General features: G+C 44.0%; 17 protein-coding genes and 2 tRNA genes. 12 read left to right on the forward strand and 7 right to left on the reverse strand.

Annotated features, from left to right (window positions below; genetic code table 11):
* Positions 1 to 2 precede the first annotated feature (2 nt).
* The 8 genes from B2337_RS05035 to azu all read left to right on the forward strand — a co-directional run bounded on the left by B2337_RS05035 (position 3) and on the right by azu (position 5,950).
* Positions 3 to 212 (forward strand): hypothetical protein, encoded by a 210-nt coding sequence (locus tag B2337_RS05035; RefSeq protein ID WP_069295918.1) that lies wholly within the window; start codon positions 3 to 5, stop codon positions 210 to 212.
* A 12-nt stretch (positions 213 to 224) separates the two neighbouring features.
* Positions 225 to 2,066 carry an excinuclease ABC subunit UvrC gene (uvrC, locus tag B2337_RS05040; RefSeq protein WP_292414275.1) on the forward strand — a complete coding sequence of 614 codons (1,842 nt, stop codon included), beginning with the start codon at positions 225 to 227 and terminating at the stop codon, positions 2,064 to 2,066.
* A gap of 52 nt (positions 2,067 to 2,118) precedes the next feature.
* On the forward strand, positions 2,119 to 2,676 hold the full coding sequence (pgsA, locus tag B2337_RS05045; protein WP_292362572.1) for a CDP-diacylglycerol--glycerol-3-phosphate 3-phosphatidyltransferase: 558 nt from the start codon (positions 2,119 to 2,121) through the stop codon (positions 2,674 to 2,676).
* Between the two features lie 38 nt (positions 2,677 to 2,714).
* A tRNA-Gly gene (locus tag B2337_RS05050) sits at positions 2,715 to 2,789 on the forward strand.
* A gap of 78 nt (positions 2,790 to 2,867) precedes the next feature.
* Positions 2,868 to 2,941: transfer RNA gene (locus B2337_RS05055), tRNA-Cys, on the forward strand.
* A 186-nt stretch (positions 2,942 to 3,127) separates the two neighbouring features.
* Positions 3,128 to 3,754 carry a hypothetical protein gene (locus B2337_RS05060; RefSeq protein ID WP_292362573.1) on the forward strand — a complete coding sequence of 209 codons (627 nt, stop codon included), beginning with the start codon at positions 3,128 to 3,130 and terminating at the stop codon, positions 3,752 to 3,754.
* Positions 3,755 to 4,084: 330 nt separating this feature from the next.
* Positions 4,085 to 5,077: a hypothetical protein gene (locus B2337_RS05065; RefSeq protein ID WP_292362574.1), complete on the forward strand. Its 993-nt coding sequence runs from the start codon at positions 4,085 to 4,087 to the stop codon at positions 5,075 to 5,077.
* A 423-nt stretch (positions 5,078 to 5,500) separates the two neighbouring features.
* Positions 5,501 to 5,950 (forward strand): azurin, encoded by a 450-nt coding sequence (gene azu, locus B2337_RS05070; RefSeq protein ID WP_292362575.1) that lies wholly within the window; start codon positions 5,501 to 5,503, stop codon positions 5,948 to 5,950.
* A 59-nt stretch (positions 5,951 to 6,009) separates the two neighbouring features.
* On the opposite strand, the gene B2337_RS05075 is transcribed toward azu, so the two are convergent.
* From B2337_RS05075 to B2337_RS05090, 4 genes are all read right to left on the reverse strand, one after another.
* The gene (locus B2337_RS05075) at positions 6,010 to 6,780 is read right to left on the reverse strand and encodes an EAL domain-containing protein (protein WP_292362576.1); all 771 of its coding nucleotides are present in this window, start codon (positions 6,778 to 6,780) and stop codon (positions 6,010 to 6,012) included.
* A 55-nt stretch (positions 6,781 to 6,835) separates the two neighbouring features.
* Complete coding sequence (locus B2337_RS05080; RefSeq protein WP_292362577.1) at positions 6,836 to 7,276, reverse strand: BLUF domain-containing protein; 441 nt, start codon at positions 7,274 to 7,276, stop codon at positions 6,836 to 6,838.
* A gap of 144 nt (positions 7,277 to 7,420) precedes the next feature.
* On the reverse strand, positions 7,421 to 8,419 hold the full coding sequence (locus B2337_RS05085) for a PA2778 family cysteine peptidase (protein WP_292414274.1): 999 nt from the start codon (positions 8,417 to 8,419) through the stop codon (positions 7,421 to 7,423).
* Between the two features lie 10 nt (positions 8,420 to 8,429).
* Positions 8,430 to 8,807 (reverse strand): DUF6627 family protein, encoded by a 378-nt coding sequence (locus B2337_RS05090; RefSeq protein ID WP_292414272.1) that lies wholly within the window; start codon positions 8,805 to 8,807, stop codon positions 8,430 to 8,432.
* A 491-nt stretch (positions 8,808 to 9,298) separates the two neighbouring features.
* On the opposite strand from B2337_RS05090, the gene B2337_RS05095 reads away from it, so the two are divergent.
* On the forward strand, positions 9,299 to 12,061 hold the full coding sequence (locus B2337_RS05095) for a sensor domain-containing diguanylate cyclase (RefSeq protein WP_292414270.1): 2,763 nt from the start codon (positions 9,299 to 9,301) through the stop codon (positions 12,059 to 12,061).
* A 2-nt stretch (positions 12,062 to 12,063) separates the two neighbouring features.
* Here B2337_RS05095 and B2337_RS05100 read toward each other — a convergent pair whose 3' ends face one another.
* Genes B2337_RS05100 through B2337_RS05110 form a run of 3 tightly spaced genes read right to left on the reverse strand, consistent with a single transcriptional unit; the run spans position 12,064 to position 16,397 of the window.
* Positions 12,064 to 13,107, reverse strand: a complete 1,044-nt coding sequence (locus B2337_RS05100; protein WP_292362581.1) for a TIGR01620 family protein — start codon at positions 13,105 to 13,107, stop codon at positions 12,064 to 12,066.
* On the reverse strand, positions 13,107 to 14,516 hold the full coding sequence (locus B2337_RS05105; protein WP_292414269.1) for a YcjX family protein: 1,410 nt from the start codon (positions 14,514 to 14,516) through the stop codon (positions 13,107 to 13,109). The genes B2337_RS05100 and B2337_RS05105 overlap by 1 nt, the downstream gene beginning before the upstream one ends.
* A gap of 39 nt (positions 14,517 to 14,555) precedes the next feature.
* Positions 14,556 to 16,397: a sensor domain-containing diguanylate cyclase gene (locus B2337_RS05110; protein ID WP_292414268.1), complete on the reverse strand. Its 1,842-nt coding sequence runs from the start codon at positions 16,395 to 16,397 to the stop codon at positions 14,556 to 14,558.
* Positions 16,398 to 16,589: 192 nt separating this feature from the next.
* Here B2337_RS05110 and B2337_RS05115 point away from each other — a divergent pair, with 192 nt between their 5' ends.
* The 3 genes from B2337_RS05115 (at position 16,590) to B2337_RS05125 (ending at position 19,873) form a co-directional block, all read left to right on the forward strand.
* Positions 16,590 to 17,114, forward strand: a complete 525-nt coding sequence (locus tag B2337_RS05115) for a MarR family winged helix-turn-helix transcriptional regulator (RefSeq protein WP_292362584.1) — start codon at positions 16,590 to 16,592, stop codon at positions 17,112 to 17,114.
* Between the two features lie 17 nt (positions 17,115 to 17,131).
* Positions 17,132 to 17,590, forward strand: a complete 459-nt coding sequence (locus tag B2337_RS05120; protein WP_292362585.1) for a YybH family protein — start codon at positions 17,132 to 17,134, stop codon at positions 17,588 to 17,590.
* Between the two features lie 153 nt (positions 17,591 to 17,743).
* A complete protein-coding gene (locus tag B2337_RS05125) occupies positions 17,744 to 19,873 on the forward strand; it encodes a putative bifunctional diguanylate cyclase/phosphodiesterase (RefSeq protein WP_292362586.1) in 2,130 nt (709 codons plus the stop codon).
* Positions 19,874 to 19,930: the final 57 nt, after the last annotated feature.

Consider the following 19,930-nt stretch of genomic DNA (forward strand, 5'->3'; position numbering starts at 1 on the left):
ACATGGTGAAACGGACGGAAAATGTTGTGTTATTAAAAGTAATTGGCACTGCTGAGTTATTAGCTGCCCTGGCCATGTTTTATTTTTATCACGAAAATGTTCCAGCAATAATCGGTGGATTAATTTTGTTAGGCTTGTCGGCCAACAGTTTTTACCAGGCGCACAAATGTTATCAACGTCAATATTCACCCAGAAAAGACGATAATTCTTAATTACGAAATTTAATGAGTCAGGCTGAAAACCCCACAAAAGAATTCCAATTCGATCCGGTCAGTTTTGTAAAATCACTTACCAGCCGGCCTGGTGTCTATCGCATGATCGATGCGGAAGGTACCGTTATTTATGTCGGTAAAGCCAAAAACCTCAAAAAACGTGTAGGCAGTTATTTTCGCAGCAGTGGTTTAACCAGCAAAACACAGGTGATGGTTGCGCAGATCGCGGCGATTGAGACCACCGTTACCCATACTGAAAACGAAGCCCTGATACTGGAAAACAACCTGATCAAGGAGCTGATGCCACGTTACAACGTGTTATTGCGTGATGATAAATCCTACCCATACTTATTGATTTCTGGTGATGACTTTCCACGATTAAGTGTGCATCGCGGTGCCAAGCGTAAAAAAGGCAAATATTTCGGACCTTACCCCAGTGCCGGTGCCGTTCGTGAAAGTCTGAATCTGCTGCAGAAACTGTTTCCGGTGCGTCAGTGTGAAGACAGTTATTATCAAAACCGCAGCCGGCCTTGTCTGCAATATCAAATCAAACGTTGCACGGCACCCTGTGTGGGGCTGATTTCTGAGAGTGATTACCAAAAAGATGTGCAGCACACCATCATGTTCCTGGAAGGAAAAAACCAGCAGGTTATGGATGAGCTGAGTAACCAGATGGATGTCGCTTCGCAGAATCTGCAGTTTGAACAAGCGGCTTCTATCCGCGACAAGATCATCAGCCTGCGACGAGTTCAAGAACGACAATATGTCAGCTCCATGCAAGGCGATTCTGATGTGCTGGCCGCGATTGTGCGTGATGGTCTTGCCGTGGTGGAAGTCAGCTTTGTTCGTGGGGGCAGAAACTTGGGCAGTAAATCCTATTTCCCCAAAGGTTCATCGGATCTGACCGAGTCAGAATTGCTAACCGCGTTTATCCCACAGTATTACTTAGGTAAAGATGTACCTGCCGAAATTCTGCTCAGCCATGAAGTGGAAGATGCTCAACTGTTACAAGATGTATTGCAGACTGAATCCGGACATAAAGTCATCCTGCGAAAACCGCAACGTGGACATGCAACCCGATGGCTACAAATGGCCATGACCAATGCCGAGATTAGTCTGACGCAGCGAATTAGCAGTCGTTCCAATCTGATGCAGCGTTTTGAAATGCTGCAGGATGCGTTGGCTCTCGATGAATTGCCTAAACGCATTGAATGTTTTGATATCAGTCATACCCGTGGTGAGCGCACAGTCGCTTCCTGCGTGGTGTTTGGTCTGGAAGGCGCGATTAAAAGTGACTACCGTAAATTCAATATTGAAGGCATTACGGCGGGGGACGATTATGCGGCAATGAATCAAGCCTTAAGCCGACGCTTTACCCGTTTGAATAACGGGGAAGGCAAACGTCCGGATTTATTATTGATTGATGGGGGCAAAGGCCAAATCAAAGAAGCTCAGGAAGTACTGGCTGAATTAAATTTAAGCGATTTACCAATTTTGGGTATCGCCAAAGGCCCGGCTCGTAAACCCGGCGAAGAAACATTATTTCTGGTTGGTCGTGCAGGCGAAGTTACTTTATCTGCCGATTCACCGGCATTACATTTATTACAGCAAGTGCGAGATGAGGCACATCGTTTTGCCATCACAGGGCATCGGCAACGTCGTGCCAAAGCACGAAAAACTTCCTCATTAGAAGATATTGCAGGGCTGGGACCAAAGCGTCGACAAAAAATATTGCAGCAATTTGGTGGTCTTCAAGAGGTTAAACGTGCCGGAGTGGAAGACCTGCAAAGAGTGGAAGGCATCAGCGCCGCTCTGGCTCAGAAAATATATGACCTGTTCCATCCGGACAATTAAATGCTGCATAGTGCTAACATAGGCATTATCTGTAGTTTTTAACGACATTAATATGCTGAATTTACCAAATCTGCTCAGTCTGCTCAGGGTCTTACTGATACCTGTTCTAGTCATTTTGTATTTTGTTCCTAATCCAAGTGCGACCGTTTGGGCAACCGTGGTGTTTGTGCTGGCGGGCATTACCGATTGGCTTGATGGTTATCTGGCCCGGCGCATGAATCTCACGTCACCTTTCGGCGCCTTTATCGATCCGGTAGCCGATAAGTTAATCGTTGTGGTCGCGTTATTGTTGATTCTTTATAAGTCACCGGTCTGGTTTATCTTGCTGCCAGTGATTGTCATTGTATTTCGTGAAATCACCATTTCCGCATTACGTGAATGGATGGCTGAAATCGGTGCCCGTCATGTAGTCCAGGTTTCCTCGATCGGCAAGTGGAAAACGACCTTTCAAATGATTGCCATTGGCTGTCTGATATTCTATAAACCGCTGTTTGGATTACCGGTTTTTGAGATTGGCGTGGGCCTCTTATACATAGCCGCTTTACTCACATTGACCTCAATGATCAGTTACTTGAAAGCAGCCTTGCCAGTGTTGGTAGATAAGGGTTGACAGAAAATATTAAGTGCCTATAATGCACGTCTTCCTAAGCGGGAATAGCTCAGTGGTAGAGCACAACCTTGCCAAGGTTGGGGTCGCGAGTTCGAATCTCGTTTCCCGCTCCAAGAATAAAAAAAAGCCGCGGTCAGTCCAAGTCACTACTGCGGCTTTTTAGTTTTGGATAGCTTAAGATGAAGTACCCTGGCTGGGTGGCAGAGTGGTCATGCAGCGGACTGCAACTCCGTTAACGCCGGTTCGATTCCGACCCCAGCCTCCATTTAAAACACCATACCTAAGGCGCTTACAGCGCTTTTTTTATGTCTTCTGTTTTTGCATTCCCACATTATTCAACAGTACTTATTTAAACAAACCCTGGCCACTCATCTATTTTGTATGTAATCCACTTACTCAAATATGCTATAAATTCTCCATCATAAATTTTGACTGGAGCAAGGCGATAAAAATGGATTTTTCACGAGTGACTTTCCCGATTAAAAACTTTATCAAAAAGCCTTTGGTCGCTGCCGGAATAGGTTTTATGGTATCTGTGCCGGCTGAAAATGCTTATGAGTCGGGTATGGCATTGATGTTTCCTGATTTGTTTGATGTGAGCGTTCAGGAGGTTATTGATATTCAACAATCTCAGTTTGGTGCATTGGAAGACTCTATTCAGGAACTCGCTGAACTAACGGTAGGAAATGCTGAAGCTCAAAACGTGATTAGCCAGTTGAGTCAAAACCTTAATCAGGCGATGCAAGCCAACCAATCCTTAACCAGTAAACTGGAAACGGTCGCTCATGATCGGGAAGTGCTTAGAAAAGAACTGTTGAATAAAAAAGGTGGGGATTTGATTCCAACTATCGCTTTGCCTGAGTTCCAGACTATTTATTACCCTGATTTAGGCGTATTAGCGTTACGGGATTACTATCAATCAAGTCGCAGTATTATCTTTACGATTAATGATCAAACTAAAAGGTTAAATGTGGGCGACAGCATTAAAATTGAGCAGGGTAATCAACTGTGTCGTCTGGTTTATCGTGGCATGCATGATGGTAAACATGGAGTGGAAAAAATCTGCAACAAAGCGTAATTGTTTTATTCAGCAATAATCTGGAAAACGTTATGTGTTTTGGCCTTAGTTATTTGGGATCCCTTAATCGTTCACGCCTTGCTTAACCAAAAAATAAACCGGCTATATGTCGGTTTTTTTATCTATGTGTTAGGTGAACGGGTTTAAAATCAGGACCTGTTGATCGTTCAGCGTCATAACAAAGGCACTTATGAAAGAGCAGCAGCCCCTAGACTTGATGGGGCCATATAATAGTTTACTGTGTCTTTAAACCTCAAACTAAACTAGTTTGTAGATGGTCTTACAGGCATACTGCAGTTCAGTTTTAATTCATTTTTGTTGGAGACAGCAGTGTTCAAAGTCAAAAAAATCATTTATGTGCCCCTGGCAATCATCGCGATTGCACTTGGCGGAGCGCATGCGGTCGCGAATAATCAGGCTAACCAGGCTGCGCAGGAATTGGTGGACGAATTAGTCACCAGAATTAATCAGAATGGTGGCCAGGTTGAAGTCGGTGAAGTGGCTGCGAATCCATATAACAAAAACATTTCAGTTAAAGATGTATTGGTTACTGATGACGCCGGTCGTAAACATCAGATTGGTTTACTAACACTGAGTGAGATTGAACTGAATCAGGAGCAGGATTTCATTTATGCAATGAATATTTCGACTCAGGATGCGTTATTTACCGTGACGGGTGGTGATGGTACGCCAGAACAGGAACAATCACTGGTGGATACTTTGCGAATCTTGGGGATTAACGAGGATAAAATAGGCCACAATCAACGTCTTGCTTATCGTTACAAACCGGTGGAACGTCAGTTAAGCCTGAATTTGCAGAATCAGTTTTATAATCCCGAACTGACAAAAAAAGACGCGGCTCAATTATTCTCAATGAATCTGCATACTGATTTCAGTCAGATCCCTGATCTGGAAAGTCAGATGCAGCGGCTTAGAAATAATGAGGATATGACAACAACCTCGGCCGAGTGGATGCAGACTGGCTTGATTAAAGCCTCTATCGAGTTTGAAGATCGTGGTGCCTGGCAACCGTTAATCGAGGAAAACGCTAAAAAAGCGGGTGTCTCACCAGAGGTTTTCAAAAACCAGTTGAAACAGCAAATGCTGCAGCAGTTTTCTGCATTACCGGCCATTTCGGCTGATTTGCAGTCACAATTAACTCAGGCCAGCACCCGTTTTATCGACAGTGATAAGCCTCAGGTGGAACTGGATATTAATTCGAAAAATCCACAGGGAACAGGTCTGATGATGACCTTTTTGGCCATCATGATGTCACCTAATGCATTGGAAAATTATTTTGACATCCAGGTTAAAGCGGACTAACAGAAATACTGTTATCTGTTCAGTTGCAACCTGACTTTAAGGGCCTGGTTGTCGTCTGGAAAGCATGATTTTCAATAGTGCCGGTGTTTCTCGGATGAATACAGGAACACTTCCTCAATCTGTGTTGACCTATTGTTATCATTAAAATCTGCTCTCTATAATGAGAACGATTATTATTAAGAACCACGGTTTCATCAGTTTATTTGATAGATAAACTGTCACCAACTGCAGAGGATGATGGTGAGATTTAATCATTCAGCAAAGTGGTGGGTCAGTTGCAGAGATCTGAATGGGATGAAACGGATTAGCATTAATGATGAATCATGTATGCACGCACACAACACGTTTAATTGATAACTGAATTTTGTTGGTGTGCTTATCTTGTGAAGAAGGCAATGTTGCCGGAATTATTGGGAGATCAAAATGAATAAGAATCGTTTGTTAGCCGCTGCTGCCGTATTTATGTTGTTGCCGTTTACTGCATTTGCCGATGAATGTGAATTGGTCATTGAAGGTACTGATCAAATGAGTTTCGACAAGAAAAAAATGTCGGTTCCTGCCAGCTGTGAAACCGTCAAGGTTACGCTTAAACATACTGGCTCAATGGCAAAAGATATGATGGGCCATAACTGGGTGTTAACTAAGACGGATGATATGCAGGCAATTGTGAAAGAAGGTGCTGCCGCAGGCCTGGATAATAATTATCTGCCAGAAGGTGATGACCGTATCATTGCTGCCACGGAAGTGATTGGCGGTGGAGAAACATCAGAAGTTGAATTTTCTACTGAAGGACTGGCTGGTGAGAAGCTGACTTTCTTCTGTTCATTTCCTGGACATAGCGGCATGATGAAAGGCCGTTTTGAAGTAAAATAAACAATGACCTCCCTCCAGAATTTAATTTGGAGGGAGGTTTTTTTATTTCTTTATTTCTGTCAGCGATAAAGTGCAGGATCAACGTCTGGCAACGCTTCAAACTGTGGTTTGGCAAAATAGTAGCCTTGAAATAAAGCCACGCCCTGATCCCGTATGAACTGAAACTCTTCAATCGTTTCCACACCCTCGGCAATCACGCTTATTTCCAGATCATTGCAGGTCATGATGATTGAACGCACGATGGATTGCCGAACTTTATCGGTATTAATGTTCCGAATCAGTGCCATATCGAGTTTGATAATGTCAGGCTGCCAATCAGCAAGTAGATTTAATCCGGCATAACCCGATCCAAAATCATCAATTGCCGTGGTGAAGTTATGCCGTTTGTATTCATCGAAGATATTTTTCAGGTGATTGTTGTCGTTTACTTTTTCCACCTCAGTGACTTCGAACATTAAATTCTCAGTCGGAAAATTCATCACCTCAGCCGCTTCCAGTGTCGCCCTGATACAGGTTTCAGGTCGATATACGGCATTCGGGAAGAAGTTGATGCTGAGCATACCCTGCAAATCCAGTTGTTTGGCCATCTGGATGGCCTTTACCCGAATGGTCTGATCAAATGAGTAGCGGTTGGTATCGTTCAGTTTGTCCAGTATTGTGTAGGCAGGCTCATTATTCACACCTCTGACAAGTGCTTCATAACCAAAAAGCTGTTTATCCTTAATATTAACAATCGGCTGGAATGCCATTGAAAAACTGAAATCCAGTCCACCACCTTCTAAACACTTATTACAACCTAACGGTTTGAAATTGGGCATTTCAATAGTCATTTGATTCGTTTTCTCTCTTTCTTTGTTCGTATATTGTTCGTATGGTCAGGTGATATCAGATAAATAGAGTCTGATCAGCATTTTTCTGGGATGGGCTATTCAGATAATGTTTCAGCTGAAAAGCAAATTTATCGGCATTATCACTGGATAACTTTTCAGGTAACTCCTGTCTCAGCCTGCGCATGTTACCTTGACTGATATCAATGTAGCCCATTGACCAGTCGTTAAAAATGTATTTATTGCTAAGGCAGATATTAATCAGTTTACAGTCATAATGACGGTCATCATCAAGGATTTTTTGATAGAGTTTAATGACCGCTGTTTCGGGACCTTCAAGTACCTGAATAAAATCGGAATGGTTATAGCAGAGGATGCCATGGATCTGGATTTGCCAATTGTTTTGTCGACTCTGTTGCAGCAGCTTTGTTAAATCGATTTCTGATAAACGCTGATGGGTTTTGCTGCTGTACAAAATTCTCAATAAGCTTTTTGTCAAAATACGGCATCCTGATAGTCATGACGAAAAGCTGTCGCATACCATTTCCGTCAATATTTCAGTTTAGTTTATGTCAGGGAAAGTACTACCACAACCTTAAACATGCATCAGACAGATCGCTAAGATTGTTCTGTTATCCGGTGATCAGTTTATACAGGATATGGTTGGACAGGTTTTATGGGAAATCGGCTCCAAGGCGAACATTTCCTCAAATGTAGACTGAATATTTTGATCGTCAGGTGCCAGTCGTATTGCACAGGCTGCGGAAGCCAAAGCGGTTTGATGACAGCCCATCGCCTTTAACGTATATGCCCGGTTATTTCTCAGTGAGGCTTCTTGCGGGAATTTTTCTGTTAATTGGCCATATATGGTATCGGCTTTAACAAAGCTGTCTTGTTGATAATACAGATTGGCCAATGCAATTCCGGGTTGTTTATTATCTGGCCAATGCGACATTGCTGCCTGGTAAGCTTGTTCTGCTGTAGCTGACTGACCGGTTTTTTCAGCGTCATAAGCGGTCTGTAACCAGGCGGCCAGATTGGCAGTGGATGGAATATTTTCCGGTTCAACGATGACCAGGGCCCAATGTTCAGTTCGTGCCCAGGTACGTTCAAAGGTTTGCAGAGTGGTTTGCCAGCGTTTGGTTTCTCCTGAACGCAGGATTAACTCACCTGAATCGATATTAAAACCCACTACTACGGCGTAATGCCAGAAGGGTTTCCAGTTATATCCTAGGTTTTGCATAACCAGAACCGGATTGCCGGCAGCGACCTCTGTCAGTAAATCTTCCATATCAGGTGCTAACGGGTAGGGCATTAAACCCTGCTTGCGGGTGGCTGCAATCATTTCTATCTGCAGACTGCCTTGCTTTTCCGGGATATATACCTGTTCGGTCAGGGTGTCAGGCAGGATGTCTATGCCACGGTATTGCATCACAGTGGCTAAAGCGGCGGGACCACATTGATACTGAGTCTGGGGGAAAAAAGGCACATCCTCCAGTTCAACCATACGGGGTTCAAACGCCTGCTGGTTTAGTTGATTGGTTTGCGGTGTATGACTACAGGCTGGGAGGATTAAACTCAGTAGTAATAAAACACCCAGCCGGAGCTGGGTGTTGGTAATGCCATAACCTTTTTGCATCATTGAAACCAGACTATCTGACCGGTCTGACAAATGGGAATATATCGGTTGCACCAATGGCATCGGTAATCACAAATACAACAAAAATAAGCACAATGGCACCAAGGATCCCGCCGGCTGGCATATCATTGATTTGCTGATTTAATTGGGCAATTTCAAAATCAGTCATGCTGTTGATGCGATCCTGGACTACTTCAGGAGCGACCCCCATTGATAATAATTTTTCCTGAACATCGTTACGATCCAGCATCGAAAATAACTGTTCACGATCATATTCGGATTGCTGTGACTGAATCACATCCGGCGTAGTGATCATGGCGGCCTGCACCGGTAAGGTGACGCTTCCAAAAAAGCCCAGTAACGCTATCCAGGCGAATATTTTTTGTTTCATGTACATCCCTCCGTTGGTTTATATCAGGTCAAAAACAAAGACCGTAACTGAGCTTAACATGAGTTTCAGATAAGCACTATAACCTATGTAATAAAGCCCCAGAACCCCCAGTTCTGATTGAGAAAAATCCTTCAGCCACTACTCTTATGTATCTGGAATAATCACAAAGAAGTCTGGACAGGTAATGCTCCAGATAATGTTTTGTTCGTAAATTCTGAACGGACGAGACTGAGAAAAATACCCGATAAATTAATTTGGCTGCGCCTTGTTTGACCTGATTTCAGTTCACTGCTGACGCAAACTTGAAAGCACAGAACACCCATGGACATAGCCAGTTATTAAACTGGGTATGTGATGAAGTTCCTTGGGTTTTGTTATGCTGTACAGGTAGAATTTCTGCATATATTGCGTAAGGAAAAGCTTAAGCAAAAATAGTGAAACCGCTTTTCGATAATAACGGACAGCATAGTATTCAACGGATCTGAATTTTAATGGAGCTGACGACTATTCGTACTCATCAGAGTTTATTACTCAAACCTTTTACGCTGGTGACATCATTTCTGGCCTTTCTATTTGGTTTGATCGTGACATTTTTTGTGGCAGGAAAAATGGCCGAAACAGAGTATGTTCGGCTCGAAGCCGCATATACACTGACATTTAACCAGGCTGTCAATGCTGTAGTCGGAAAAATAAATGCCTACGAGGAAATGTTGCGTGCAACTCAGGGGCTTTTTTATGTTGCGCCCGATTTATCTCGAAATGATTTTGCCAATTTTTATCAGAGTCTGAAACTCGAAGAAAACTATCGGGGTATTCAGGGACTGGGTTACGTTGTTGCCCTGACTCCAGAGCAAAAACAAACGCATATCAATGCCGTCAGGCAAACTGACTTGTTGAGTTATGACATTTACCCGCATGGTGAGCGTGATCAGTATTCTTCAAATCTGTATATCGAACCTATGACCAACAAAAATAGGCGGGCGCTGGGGTTTGATATGTATTCCGATGCCACCCGCAAGCAGGCAATGGATCGTGCGGTCAGTACCGGCAGAGCCACCATTACCGAGAAGGTTCCTTTGAAACAGGATGGCTCACCCTCAACCATTAATGGCTTGTTGATGTACCTGCCGGTGTTCATTGATCCCAGTGAGTCTGAACGGGCAATAGAACAACGCACTATTCCCTCAGGATGGGTTTATGCGGTGTTTCGGATTGATGATGTCATGCAGGATGTACTGGCAACGCATAAACATATTGGATCACTCAATATCTACGACGATACAGATGAAAACCTGGAAGGTTTATTGTTCACCCGAACGGGAACGACATCCAATGTATCCTTCAGTTTGCAAAAAAGTTATGAAGTCGGTGGTCGGTCCTGGTCTTTTGTTGGTCAGCCTGATCAAGAGTTTGTCAGTACCATTTCACGCAATAACCGCTTAATAACCTGGCTAATCGGCAGTGTTATCTCGTTATTATTTGCTTTGGTGATTGCCGCAATTGCTAAAAGCCGTGCAAATGCCATTCGTATAGCCTCTCAAATGACTCAATCATACCGGCAGAATGCCCGGCGTCTGGCGCTGGCAACTGAAGCCGCTGAAATCGCGATTTGGGAGTGGGATGTGGAAACCAATGTCATACTGTTCGACAGTATGGCTAGCACGGTGTTTGGTTTGCCAGCCGGATCCGACCGATTGGACTACAGTGGCTTTGAGAAGTTGATTCATGAGGCGGATCTGCTTGCTTTTCGCGTTGCTGTAGAAAAAGCCATTCAACAGCATAAAGCGATCGAAATCCGTTTCCGAATTCATCATGGCGATGAGGTTCGGATGTTACACACTTCTGCAGAGTTGTATTTTAATGAGGCGGGTCAGCTTTTATCGTTGGTTGGCGTAAGCTACGACATCACCGAAGACTGGCAACATCAGAAATTGATTCTGGAAACCGAGCAACGTTGGAAACATGCTCTGGAGGGTAGCGGCGCCGGCGTCTGGGATTGGGATGTTGCCAATAATGTTGTGGTGTTTTCAGATAAATTACTGGATATGCTGGGCTATGCTCCGGGCGAAATCATTGGTGATATGGAGCATTGGATGAATTTAATTCATCCTGAGGACAACGAAAGGGTATCTGCTGATATCAACAGTATGCTCAGTGGTGCAAAACCGGAATATCGTAATGAGCATCGTCTTCTCAGCAAAGATGGCAGCTGGAAATGGGTGCTGGGAAGTGCCACGGTAGGTGAACGTGATGCGCAGGGAAATCCCATTCGTGTCATTGGTACCAAAACCGATATTTCATGGCGGAAACAGGCTGAGCTGGCACTGCAACAAAGTGAAGAACGGTTCCGTAATGCATTTGATACCGCAGCAATTGGTATGGCGATTGTCGGTCTGGATGGTCGTTGGGTAGAAGTAAATGGCGCGCTCTGTCGTATGCTGGGATACAGCGAAGAAGAGTTGATGGATAAAACATTTGTCGATGTTACCCATCCAGACGATCTGGACTTGGATATGGACTATGTTCGAAAGTTACTCAATGGTGAGCTCGAACACTATCAGATGGAAAAACGTTATTTCCATAAAACCGGTGATGTGATTTTTGTATTACTCAGCGTTTCGCTGGTTCGGAATGAAAAAGGCGAGGTCATTCATTTCATTTCACAGATTGAAGATGTAACCGCTCGCAAATCCGAGTCGGATCGTATTCGTCAAATGGCCTATCACGATACATTGACAGGGTTACCGAATCGTCGCTTGTTTGACGAGCGTATCAGCCATACATTAGCCCATGCCAAAAGAGTGGGATATCCCATTGCGCTCATGTTTGTTGATATTGATCACTTTAAACAGATAAATGATCAGCATGGACATGATGTGGGGGATGAGATCCTTAAATCGGTAGCCGACAGAATGACGCATTGTTTAAGGCAGACCGATACGTTAAGCCGGGTGGGTGGCGACGAGTTTGTGATTCTGTTGACAGAAATTAAAAAGCCGGATGATGCTAAAAAGGTCGCGGGACATATTCTGCAAGCGGTTTCTGAGCCGTTGCATGTGCAGACTCATGACTTTCGTATTTCACTGAGCATCGGTGTCGCGATCTTTTCAGGTGATGATCAAACCGAGACGGTCAGTGAGCTAACCAAAAAGGCTGATCTGGCTTTATATGAGGTAAAAGCTGCCGGACGCAACGGGGTGCAGGTATTTGGTTCAAATCACCTTTTCTCTCAACCGGGACTGTCAGAACAGTAGTGTTAATCGGAATCCTGTTCTGCTGTCAGCTTGGTTAATTTCCTGCGTAACAGGTTGGCGAACATATTCAGTTTGGGTTTTTCGTCACTGGAGAAAGCAATTGGCCGGATATGTTGCATCGCATGGATACCAATTCTGGCCTGATAAAGACCCACGCCAAATCCCTGTGCCACGCTGCCGAGAATTTTGCCGCCTAGTCCGATACCCACCTGTTCAGAGAAAAAGCTGATGCCGGCCTGACTGGCATAACTGCCCAAGGCTATTTTGGCGACGCGAAGGTTTAAACGCCATTGAGCCAGACGATTTAATCTTACGCCATAAACGATATTTATCTGATTGATCATTTTCAGTGTTTTCCAAACCACCAGTAACGAATCTACTACAGCGAGCTGGCTGACGGCGATCAGTGCGGCACTGCTTATGCTGGTTCGTTCAATAATGCTGATGGCCTGTTTATCGAGCTGTTTATAAAAATCCTCACTGATACGATTGACCACTTCGCTATCATTCAGATAATCCGGCAGCCTTTTAATACTAGGCGTTAACATTTCAGCCTGGGGTTGGTCCTGATAGAATTTTTCCAGCGAATGCAGCCATTTTTTTGCATTGCCAGTATGTTGTTCATGCTTTAATCGTGCAGCCTCTTCCCGAATCAGATCTGCCTGTTTAAGGTGTTTCTGGTTTCGGCGGAACACCAGTAATTGCTGCATCACCAAGCCAGCCAGAAACAGTGCAAAAGCACTGAATGTTATTCCAAGTACTTTACTTTGTTGCCACAGCATTTGAGCAAAATCAGCAATGTCCCACGCCAGCATAGTGATTAATACAATAAACAGCGTGATGATCAACCACTTTAAACCGCGGTTGCGCCGGGCTGGAATCAGCAAACTATCGTCAAAATCAAGCAATGGATCGGCTTCAACCGAATCGGGAAGTATCGTTTCGTTATTTTCAGCAATTACCTTGAAAAAAGTTTCGGTTTTATCCGAAGTGTGCGGTGCCTGTTGCTGGGGTCTGGATTTAAAATAATCGTCTGTGGAAGTCATTAAAATTTATCTCCAATCAGATCACGCAGCACTTTATCCATGCGGATATGCGCCAGACGGCCGCCAATCAACAAATCAGGATTTACAGGCGCTCTCAGAACAGGTGGATTCCATTGCGATAATTGCTGCCATTGCGTTGCATCAGGCAGTTGATCCGGAATAGGCGGATGACGCAGTTCACCATATTGACCATCCAGCAATCGGGCTGTCAGGTGATCACTGTGATCGTGGGTACTGCGAACAGCTGCAGCAATTTCGGTTTCAATTTCAATACGATTTCTGATCGATTGCGGGCAGATATGGCTGATGATTTCATCACATAGCCGACGTAAGGATTCGTGCTGATTCATTAAAATCCGGTCTGGTTTAGATGCCAGAAACAGAATTTTCTCTACCTGAGGGCTGAACAGTCGATTAAGGAATGCATTATTACCAACACGATAGCAGTCTATAATTCGACTGAATGCGATCACCATATCGTCGAATTTTTCCTTGCCACCGCTTAATGCTTTTAATACGTCTATCAATACTACCTGTCGGTCTATGCCACGAAAAAATGTTTTGTAAAAAGGCTGAACAAACGCTTTAAGGTAGGTTTTATAACGTTGCTCCATGACTTTGTATAAAGAGTCATCGGTCGCTTTATTCAATTGTTGTTCTGAAAGCGTTTGCAGATTAAATAATGGGATAAACACCGGAAAGTCTCTGCTGTCAGACAATAATGACCGTCCGGGTTGGATAAAGGTCAGCCCGGCTGTTTTACAGGTCACCAGAAAATTCCGGTAACGGACAAACAATTCATTAATCTGCTGCTCATCAAAGGTCGCGAGCGGATCCAGCGTATTCAATTCGGCTTCCAGATTTTCCGCCAGTCCGTGACGGATCCCTTTCGAACATAATGCGGCAGTGTCCAAACTCCATTGACGATAATCCTGTTGCAACATGGCGATATCCAACAGCCACTCTCCGGGGTAATCACGCAACTCCAGGGTAAATCGCCGGGTCTCTCCGGTAAACGTGGGCAACATGGATTTTTTTTTGTATTCAATGACCAGACGACAGCCACTTATATGCGTTGTTGAGGGCGGCCAGAGTGGCGGATCATCAGCTAATGCCCGGATGCCCTGCTGATAATCAAACAAAGGCAAATCATCCAACGCCTGTAACTCCACACCGAGTAAGCGTTCATCTCTGGCAGGCAGGAAACCACCTAAATGGGCATGATTGGAATATTTAAGCTGGTGAATAAGACTGGTGATAAAAGTGGACTTGCCACTACCGCTGAAACCAGTAATGCCAATACTCAGGTGTTTATCCAGGCTGCGCGCGACCCATTTACTGGCTTGCTGATCTATTCCATCAATGGTTTTATTGAGCCGCAGGCCGAGTTTTTCAATCTTTGAGTTCATAGTCATCAGCTTACATCAGTCTTTAATGCTCTGTCTGACTTAAGAAACAGACAACGAGGATGAGCGTTTATCATGGTACATATTGTTATCGGCATACAGAATCAGCCCATCGGCATCTTTACCATCATCCGGGTAACAAGCGATACCAATACTGGCACTAATCGTTAACATGATGCCTTCATTCAGTTCGTAAATAATCGATAAGTGCTGACGAAGTTTGTCGGTGACTTGTCGGGCTTCTTCAATATTGCTGTGACTGAGAATAACAGCGAACTCATCACCTGCCAGTCTGGCGGCTGTGTCTGACTCGCGAATTGTTTCCCGAATACGTTGTGCCACCAGAATCAATAACAAGTCTCCATTCAGGTGGCCGTAAGTATCGTTGACCATTTTGAAATCATTCAGGTCAATATAAAGCAGACAAAATGATTGCTGATACCTTGCAGACTCAACAATGGCTTGATTCAGACGATCATAAAACAATACCCGATTGGGTAATTGCGTCAGACTGTCATGCGTGGCTTGCCATTGCAGCGCATTTTCGGATTTTTTACGCTCGGTAATATCAATGACCACGACCAGCATTCTGTCCTGATTGATCGGGGATGTTCGCGCCATGAAAAAATGTTGCTGGCCCGATATATTCAGCTCATATTCGTAATAATCACCTTCCCCGGTACCCAGGGTTTTTTGCAGCGCCAGTAATGTCCGTTGTGCCAGAAAGTCAGGTAAAGTCTGGCTGATATGCTTGTTGATGAAGTCTTGTTCCGGTATCAGCAATGGCACCCCATCACCTTGTTCAAAATCAATGATGTTGCCATTTTTATCAATGGTAAACAGCAGATCAGGGATGGCTTTAATAATGGCCTGATTGCGCTGATAGCTCTGTTGAAGGGCGGCTTTACTTTCGAGAAGCTGTTGGTTGGTTTCCAGACGACGCCGGATTAACCAGGCAGAAGTGAGGATCAGCACAATTAATGAAAAAGCGGTCAGAGCACTGTTACGCAGATGCGAAAATCGGTAGTGAGCTATCAACTCATCTACTACGGCACGATTCTCACCAACAAATACGTGGAGCCGCCATTTAGGCAGTGTCTGGTATGCAAACTGATAATTGCTGCTGCCGTGCTGGTAAATGCCTTCACCAGTTAAGGGCAGGTTGTCTGTTTCGGTGTGTTCTTTAACATAGTCCATTGTTTGTCCGGCCTCAAAATCCCGGAACGGTACACGGAATACTATTTCACCTTCTTCATGCACAATCGATGAAAACAATTGGGCATTCACACTGATCCCACTGAGTGCAAGTGAAAAGGTTTTAATATCGATAACAGCGGCAATCACACCCTGAAATTTGTCATCAGAATCATAAAGACCACGACTGATAACCATGACCGGATCTTCATGTCCACGTCCGGGCAACATGGGTTTTGAGGTGAAAACACTATCCGTTTTTAAAGCCTGATGTACTTTAAAATAGTCGCGCCCCGATAAATCCAGCTGGCTACTCTGATGCTGGGGAAACCGTAACAAACCATCAGCATTAATATGCAATAAAGCCTGCATTTCAGGGTTGTTTCGGGAGTACTGCTCCAGCAGGTAGGTGTGGGGCTCTGGATGGTTTATAAAATCAGGATGCGAGCTGATCAGTTTCAGGGTTTGATCAATGGCTTCAAGTTTGGATTCCAGCAGCTGGGTCTGCATCAAAGCCAGCAATTGATTACGTTGAGCAATTTGTTGATTGGCCTGCGAAGAGTAAGCGGATAACTGTTGTTGATAATTGTTAAAAATAATCAGCAGCGTGAGGATAATCACCGTTACAGTGTAAAGCCATAATTTGCCGTTAATCGGGGAACAGAATCTGAAAAGGGATCTATCGGACATAGAACACCGTTTAAAGACTACATTGGCAAATGACAGAAAATAAACGCCGATCAGTGAAGAATTTTTGATAGTTACAAAACAATTGTGCGATCCCGGTCAGCAATAGGGTGAATTTCTGGCTCAAATATATCATTGAATTAAATAATGAATTAGCCTTGACATAGTTAGGTGGCTAACTATATGCTTACTTACATGTTACAAGTTAAAGATATTCCCAACGCTGAGATATTGCAGAAGTTTGCGGATCGTTACCCGCAAACTGATATTAAAAGTGTGATGACTTTTTTGAATCTGCTGCGTGTAGGTTCAGATCTATCGCATGGACTGAACAGCTATCTGGCTGGATATGACTTATTACAGGGTCGATGGTGGGTTTTGTTATTGCTTATGCGTGAGGATGATCTGAGTTCAACACCATCCTTGCTTGCTGAAAAAGCCGGTGTGTCGCGCGCTACGATGACGGGTTTGTTGGATGGTCTGTTACGCGAGAAATTAATCAGCCGGGTGCATGGCCGGCGGGACAGACGTCAGATTTTGATACGTTTGACAGCTAAGGGCCAGGCTAAACTTGATGAAGTGATGCCGGGGTATTATCAACGAGTCAATTTATTAATGCAGGCGCTGACCGAAACTGAAGCGCTTAACCTGATGTCGTTATTGGAAAAGATATATCAACGACGGCATGTTTTTGAAGATGATCCTATCTTGAATAAATAATCCACAAAGGAGTAACCATGAAAATATTAAATCGTTTATTACCACTGAGCCTGCTTATCCTGACGGTAAGTGCGTGCAGTAATCCAACAGCTGATTATGATGCGCAGGAAGTTGTTAATTCTGCGAATGAGCAGTGGAATGCTGCTTTTAATGATAGCGATATTGACGCGTTAGTTGATCTCTATGCTTCACAAGCCACATTATCCCCTGGTGACGGCAATGTACTAAACGGGCAGCAGGAAATCGCCGCATTGTTTCAGGGATTTTTTGACAATGGCTTGCACAACCATAAGATTACGACCATTGCCACTTATTCTTCAGCAGGTCAGGTTAGTCAATTAGCTAACTGGTCTGCCGATGTCGAAGGTGAAGAGGGCGAAACTATGACATTTAATGGTGTTTTAATGACTGTCCTGCAGCAAAGTGATCAGGGCGAATGGGAAGTCGTTTCACATATCTGGAATATGGCTGAATAAATTAAGTTGTATTTCTCAGAAGAAAAGAGCCAGTCATCATGTGACTGGCTTTTTTTATGGCTATCAGTGATTCGTTTCAAAAATTTGCTTAAGCGATAAAAGCTATGCTAAAAACCTTAATAAATATATGGTTTTAGTATAAGGATTTTATTTGTGAGCGCCTTACTTAAACATCAAAGACACTCGCTATTGGAACTGCTGTTTGATCGGGTGCATGAAGGCATTATTATCACCAATGCCGATAATATTATCGTGGATGTAAACGATACCCTATGCGAAATAACCGGTTACAGCAAGGACGAGCTCATTGGTCAGCAACCCAATCTGCTTAGCTCGGGTAAACAATCTAAAGCCTTTTACAGTGAAATGTGGCAAAGCCTGTCTGAAAACGGTTTCTGGCGCGGAGAGGTATGGAATCGAAAAAAAGATGGGTCGTTTTATGCCGAGATACTGACAATTCATCGTAGCATCGATCCGCTTAGCGGTGAATTGTTCCATCTTGGACTGGTTTCTGACATTACCATGCTCAAGCAGCATCAGGCCGAGTTGGAACGTTTGGCACATTACGATGCGTTGACAGCTTTACCTAATCGCAATCTGCTGGCAGATCGGTTTGAACAGGCCATCGCCCACAGCAACCGAACGCAGACTCTATTGGCCGTATGTTTCCTGGATCTTGATAATTTCAAACCGGTAAATGATGAACTCGGTCATAACGCCGGTGATGAATTATTGATTGAAGTCGCACAACGTATCAGGACAATGCTACGGCAGGATGATACGGTATCGCGTTATGGTGGGGATGAATTTGTCATGCTGCTTGGCGAAATTAAAAATCGCCAGGATTGTGAGCAATTACTGCACCGGTTAACCGACGAGTTGAGCCGGCCATATCAAATTGAAAATAAAACCATCCGCATCAGTGCCTCGATTGGCTATACCGTTTATCCGTTTGATCAGGGCTCCATGCAGACCTTGATAGAGCATGCTGATCAAACCCTCTATAAAGCCAAGCTGGATGGTAAGAAAACTTTCCGTATGTACGAAACAGGTAATGAAGCCTGGCGGGATGAAAAAAACGAACAGTTATATGCTATCCGGCGTGCATTGACTGAGAACGAATTTCAATTATTCCTGCAGCCGAAAATCAATATGTGTAGCGGTGAGGTGATTGGCTTTGAAGCATTAATTCGCTGGCAACATCCGGATAACGGACTAATGTTCCCACAAGATTTTTTGCCATTAATCAATGGCACCTCACTGGAAATACAGTTAGGAGAATGGGTCATTCGGCAGGCTTTACACTATTTACAGCAATGGCAGGCCCAGTCAAAACCATGGCATATCAGTATCAATCTGTCAGCTTATCATCTGGGGAGTAATGGATTTTTACAAAGACTTAATGAGATCATTGCTGAGTTTCCAACAGTGGATTTACAGTACTTCCAGTTTGAAATTCTGGAAAGTCATGCATTGGATGATCTCAGCCTGATTGTTGATGTGGTCCGCCATTGCCGTGAAGAATTCAATATCAAAACGGTGCTGGATGATTTTGGTACAGGTTACTCTTCCCTTAGCCATATCCGTACGCTACCAGTATCCGCTGTGAAAATTGATCAGACGTTTGTCCGCAATATGCTGGCCGATGTCGATGATTGTAAAATTGTGGAAGGCGTGATTGCTTTGGCCAGATCTTTTGATTTGGAAGTTATCGCCGAAGGCGTCGAATCAGTGCGACATGGGCAGATATTATTGTCCATGGGGTGCGAGCTTGCTCAGGGCTATGTGATTGCGAAACCGATGCCGGCTGCACACATTGCTGACTGGCAGCAGCAATTTACATTGCCTGAGGATTGGCTCAGTTACCGCGATAGTCGGCAACATATTAAATGGACACAATTAAACTTGTTTTGTCTGTATTTACAATTGAGTCTGGAAAGTGTCGAGCTTCGTTTTGAAGCGGAGCTGGATGATGTGAACTTATGTCCAATTATCTCGATCAAACAATCTCACTGTGGTGTTTGGTTGGACCGAACTGAAAACCTCCAATTAATTGATATGGAAAGCCTGCAAATTCTGAAAGAAAAATACAGAAGCTTTCATCATCTGTTAACCATGACTCTCAAACTCTACCAGGCTGGGAAAAAACAAAGTGGCCTGCAAAACCTGCATTCACTCAGATCACGTTACCAAGACATCTATGAATATATTCAATCGATTATGAGCGCTTTTCAACCTGGTGAGATAACGGCTTCAAAATCTCAATATGCAACAAACCATTAGAACTTGTTGATCTTTCATCTCCACCTTGTAAGACGGAAAAATAGCCGCCAGCAGTGG

It is taken from the genome of Methylophaga sp. UBA3192 (assembly GCA_002363955.1).
Lineage (GTDB): Bacteria > Pseudomonadota > Gammaproteobacteria > Nitrosococcales > Methylophagaceae > Methylophaga.